General features: G+C 66.3%; 6 protein-coding genes. All 6 read left to right on the forward strand.

Features of this window, described 5'->3' with window-relative positions; all coding sequences use genetic code 11:
• Positions 1–240 (forward strand): hypothetical protein (locus IM632_RS06250; protein ID WP_296552129.1); only part of this gene is annotated, 240 nt, incomplete at its 5' end.
• 6 nt (positions 241–246) lie between these two features.
• Positions 247–738 (forward strand): NADH-quinone oxidoreductase subunit NuoI, encoded by a 492-nt coding sequence (gene nuoI, locus IM632_RS06255; RefSeq protein ID WP_293515485.1) that lies wholly within the window; start codon positions 247–249, stop codon positions 736–738.
• Between the two features lie 82 nt (positions 739–820).
• Positions 821–1,438 (forward strand): NADH-quinone oxidoreductase subunit J, encoded by a 618-nt coding sequence (locus IM632_RS06260; RefSeq protein WP_296479786.1) that lies wholly within the window; start codon positions 821–823, stop codon positions 1,436–1,438.
• A complete protein-coding gene (gene nuoK, locus IM632_RS06265; protein WP_296479792.1) occupies positions 1,438–1,743 on the forward strand; it encodes an NADH-quinone oxidoreductase subunit NuoK in 306 nt (101 codons plus the stop codon). Before IM632_RS06260 ends, nuoK begins: the two co-directional genes overlap by 1 nt.
• A 9-nt stretch (positions 1,744–1,752) precedes the next feature.
• Positions 1,753–3,825, forward strand: a complete 2,073-nt coding sequence (nuoL, locus tag IM632_RS06270; RefSeq protein WP_296498934.1) for an NADH-quinone oxidoreductase subunit L — start codon at positions 1,753–1,755, stop codon at positions 3,823–3,825.
• 13 nt (positions 3,826–3,838) lie between these two features.
• Positions 3,839–5,040: NADH-quinone oxidoreductase subunit M (locus IM632_RS06275; protein ID WP_296552130.1), on the forward strand; the 1,202-nt coding region annotated here is incomplete at its 3' end.

A 5,040-nucleotide genomic window follows, 5' to 3' on the forward strand; every position in this document is an offset into this window, starting at 1 on the left:
CGCCGGCTGGCGCGTGCTGGGGCACCCGGGCGCATGAGGCGGGCGGCGCTTCCCCTCCTGGGTCTGGCGGGCCTGCTCCTGGTGGGCTGCGCTTCCACGAGCACGCCTGATGGCGACGTGGCGACCTACGACTCGCTGCGTCAGCTGCGTGAGCGGTGCACGGCGCAGGGCAAGGACCTGGCTCCGAAGCCGGGCGGAAACGAACGGCGTCTGTCCGGCTATGAATGCAGGGGAAGGTAGACCGACATGCTGAAGCGCATTTCCCAGGCGGTCCGGGGCGCGGCCCTCTCCGATTTCATCGGCGCCTTCGGCATGGCCATGGTCTACATGGTCCGGCCCAAGGCCACGGTCATCTATCCTTACGAGCGCGGCCCGCAGTCGCCGCGCTTCCGGGGCGAGCACGCCCTGCGGCGCTATCCCAGCGGCGAAGAGCGCTGCATCGCCTGCAAGCTGTGCGAGGCCATCTGCCCGGCCCAGGCCATCACCATCGAGGCCGAACCCCGGGAGGACGGCAGCCGCCGGACGACCCGCTACGACATCGACATGGTCAAGTGCATCTACTGCGGCCTGTGCCAGGAGGCCTGCCCGGTGGACGCCATCGTCGAGGGCCCGAACATCGAATTCGCGGTCGAGACCCGCGAGGAGCTCTACTACGACAAGGAACGCCTGCTCGATAACGGAGACCGTTGGGAGCGGGAGATCGCCAAGAATCTGGAACTGGACGCGCCCTACCGGTAGACCCGGGCGGCGATTCCGAACGCACTGAAACCCCGCCGGCTCCTCCCGGAGCGCGGCGGTCCAAGAAGAGGGGCTGAACCCGGTGGCCTTGCAGGCAATCGCATTCTATCTGCTGGCGGCGGTGACGATCGCGGCGGGGTTCGGCGTGGTCTCCGCCCGAAACCCCGTGCATTCGGTCCTCTTCCTCATCCTCGCCTTCTTCTCGGCGGCGGGCCTCTTCGTCCTCATGGGGGCGGAGTTCCTGGCCATGCTGCTGGTGGTCGTCTACGTCGGCGCCGTCGCGGTCCTCTTCCTGTTCGTCGTCATGATGCTGGACGTGGACTTCACCGCCCTGCGCCAGGGCTTCGCCCGGTCCATGCCCCTCGGGGCGGCTGTGGCGGGCATCCTCGCCTTCGAGATGGTGGCGGTCTCGGCCGCGGTGGCCAACCGCGGCGCGGCCGGCGACTCCCAGGGCCCCCTGGCGCCGGCGCCGGACGCCCCTAACGCCGAGATGATCGGCCGGGTGCTCTACACCGACTATGTCTACTTTTTCCAGGCGGCGGGGCTGGTCCTGCTGGTGGCCATGATCGGGGCCATCGTCCTGACCCTGCGCCACAAGCCCGGGGTCAAGCGCCAGGTCATCGCCGACCAGGTGGCGCGGACCCCCGAAACGGGTATGCGCGTCGTCTCGGTCAAGCCGGGTGAAGGGATCCAGGAATGATCATCGGCCTGTCCCACTACCTGGCGGTCGCCGCCATCCTGTTCACGATCGGTGTGTTCGGGATCTTCGTGAACCGCAAGAACATCATCGTCATCCTGATGTCGATCGAGCTGATCCTGCTGGCGGTGAATATCAACTTCGTCGCCTTCTCGGCCTACCTGCACAACGAGATCGGCCAGATCTTCGCGATGCTCATCCTCACCGTCGCCGCGGCCGAGGCCGCCGTCGGCCTGGCCATCCTGGTGACCTTCTTCCGCAACCGCGGCGATATCGCCGTGGACGACGCCTCCGTGATGAAGGGCTGATGTCTCCAGATGACTGCTGAAGTCCTTCTTCCCATCATCGTCTTTGGCCCTCTGGCCGGGGCGATCATCGCCGGCCTGTTCGGCGCCCGGCTCGGCGCCCTGGCCTCCCAGGCGGTCACCACGGGCCTGCTGGTCCTCTCCGCAGTCCTGTCCTGGGTGGTTTTCGCCCAGTGGACCTGGGGCGACCTGGAACCCTTCACCCTGACCCTCGCCCCCTTCATCCATGTGGGCGAGTTCATCTCCAACTGGTCCATCCGCTTCGATGCGTTGTCCGCCGTCATGCTGGTGGTGGTGACCAGCGTCTCGGCCCTCGTCCACATTTACAGCTGGGGCTACATGGCCGAGGACCCGGCCCGGCCGCGCTTCTTCGCCTACCTGTCCCTCTTCACCTTCGCCATGCTGGCCCTGGTGACAGCCGCAGACTTCATGCAGCTGTTCTTCGGCTGGGAAGGCGTGGGCCTGGCGTCCTACCTGCTGATCGGCTTCTGGCATCACAAGGACAGCGCCAACGCCGCCGCCATCAAGGCCTTCGTGGTCAACCGGGTCGGCGACTTCGGCTTCGCCCTCGGGATCATGACGGTCTTCTGGATGTTCGGCTCCATCCAGTTCGCCGAGGTCTTCGCGAACATTGACGAAATCGCCGGGTCGAAGTGGCGCTTCATCGGCTATGACTGGTCGGCGGTGGACCTGGCCTGCGGCCTGCTGTTCATCGGCGCCATGGGCAAGTCGGCCCAGTTCTTCCTTCACACCTGGCTGCCCGACGCCATGGAGGGCCCGACCCCGGTTTCGGCCCTGATCCACGCCGCCACCATGGTGACGGCGGGCGTCTACATGGTCTGCCTCCTGTCGCCGATGTTCGAGGTCGCCCCGGTCGCCCGGGACATCGTCACCGTCATCGGCGCCGTCACGGCCCTGTTCGCCGCTACGGTCGGTCTCGCCCAGAACGACATCAAGCGGGTCATCGCCTATTCGACCTGCTCGCAGCTCGGCTACATGTTCTTCGCAGCCGGGGTGGGCGCCTACCAGGCGGCCATGTTCCACCTGTTCACCCACGCCTTCTTCAAGGCGCTTCTGTTCCTTGGCGCCGGCTCGGTGATCCACGGCATGCACCACGAGCAGGACATGCGCCGCATGGGCGGCCTGTGGCGCTACCTGCCGGTGACCTACGCGGTCATGACCATCGGGACCCTGGCCATCACCGGCTTCGGCATTCCAAGCCTTGGCCTCGGGCTCGCCGGCTTCTACTCCAAGGACATGATCATCGAGTCCGCCTGGGCCGCCGCCATGTCACATGGCGGGGTCGCGGCCTTCGCCTTCGTGGTCAGCCTCCTGGCCGCCGGCCTGACCGCCTTCTACTCCTGGCGCCTGGCCTTCATGACCTTCCACGGAACTCCCAAATGGGCCGAAGCGGGCGCGCAAGATCACGATGACCACGCACACGACGGCCACGCCGCGGCCGCTCATGGGCACGACGACCATGCCCATGATGACCACGGGCATGGCCACGGCGCCCATACGCCGCACGAAAGCCCGGTCTCCATGCTGGCGCCGATCCTTCTCCTATCTGTCGGCGCCATCGCTGCGGGCTATGCCTTCAAGAAGAAGTTTGTCGGCGACTATCAGGAGGCCTTCTGGGGCGACGCCATCTTCAACGCCCCCGCCAATACGGTGCTGGAGCAGGCCCACCATGCACCCGCCTGGGTGCTCTGGGCGCCCCTGGTGGTCTCGGCCATCGGCTTCGCCGCCGCCTGGTATGTCTACATCGCCCGAGAGGGTCTGGGGGCGCGGATCGCGGCGAAGCGCGGGCTTGTCTGGTCCTTCCTCTACAACAAATGGTATTTCGACGAGCTGTATCAGGCCACCTTCGTTCGGGCCGCCAAGCGGCTCGGCGACCTGTTCTGGAAGGTCGGCGACCAGAAGATCATCGACGGCCTGGGCCCGGATGGCGTCTCCGCCGTCTCCTACGCCCTGGGTCGCCGTACAGGCCGGCTGCAGACCGGTTTTCTGTACCACTACGCCTTCGTCATGCTGCTCGGGGTGGCGGGTCTCCTGACCTTCGCCCTCTGGGCCTGGCGGGCTTGAGGGGGGCGAGACCATGACCGGTATTCTTTCCCTCATCACCTTTGCGCCTGTCCTGGGCGCAGCCCTGATCCTGGCCCTGCGCGCGGGCCGGCCGGCCTCGCCCAGGGGCGATGACCTGGCCCGCTGGATCGCCTTCGGAACCAGCCTGGTCACCCTCGGTCTTTCGGTCCTCCTCACCCTGAGGTTCGATCCGGCCAATCCCGGCTTCCAGTTCGTCGAGGACATCCCCTGGTTCGCCGGCCTGCATTACCGCATGGGCGTGGACGGGATCTCCGTCCTGTTCGTCCTGCTGACGGCCTTCCTGACCCCGCTCTGCATCGCCGCCTCCTGGAAGTCGGTGGAGCAGCGCGTGACCTCCTACATGGTCGCCTTCCTGCTGCTGGAGACCCTGGTCATCGGCGTCTTCTGCGCCCTGGACCTGGTGCTCTTCTACGTCTTCTTCGAGTTCGGCCTTGCGCCTATGTTCCTGATCATCGGCATCTGGGGCGGCAAGCGGCGGGTCTACGCGGCCTTCAAGTTCTTCCTCTACACCCTGCTCGGCTCAGTGCTGATGCTGGCGGCGGTGCTGGCCATGATCGGCGTCTCCGGAACCAGCTCCATCCCCGACCTGATGGCCTTCCGCTTCGAGCCCTGGATGCAGACCTGGCTCTGGCTCGCCTTCTTCGCCTCCTTCGCGGTGAAGATGCCCATGTGGCCGGTGCACACCTGGCTTCCCGACGCCCACGTCGAGGCGCCCACCGCCGGCTCGGTCATCCTGGCGGGCATCCTCCTGAAGATGGGCGGCTACGGCTTCCTGCGCTTCAGTCTGCCCATGTTCCCGGACGCCTCTCAGGCCTTCGCGCCCCTGGTCTTCGCCCTGTCGGCCATCGCCATCGTCTACACCTCGCTGGTGGCCTTCCGGCAGACCGACATCAAGAAGCTGATCGCCTACTCCTCCGTCGCGCACATGGGCTTCGTGACCATGGGCATCTTTTCCTTCGACGTGGTGGGGGTCCAGGGCGCGATCTTCCAGATGCTCAGCCACGGGATCATCTCCGGCGCCCTCTTCCTCTGCGTAGGCGTCGTCTATGACCGGATGCATACCCGGGAGATCGCCTTCTATGGCGGCCTGGTGAAGCGCATGCCGGTCTACGCCGCCATCTTCATGCTCTTCACCATGGGCAATGTGGGTCTGCCGGGCACGTCGGGCTTCGTCGGCGAGATCATGACCCTGAC

Origin of the sequence: Phenylobacterium sp. (assembly GCF_020402505.1) — a bacterium.
In the GTDB taxonomy this organism is placed as follows: Bacteria; Pseudomonadota; Alphaproteobacteria; order Caulobacterales; family Caulobacteraceae; genus Phenylobacterium.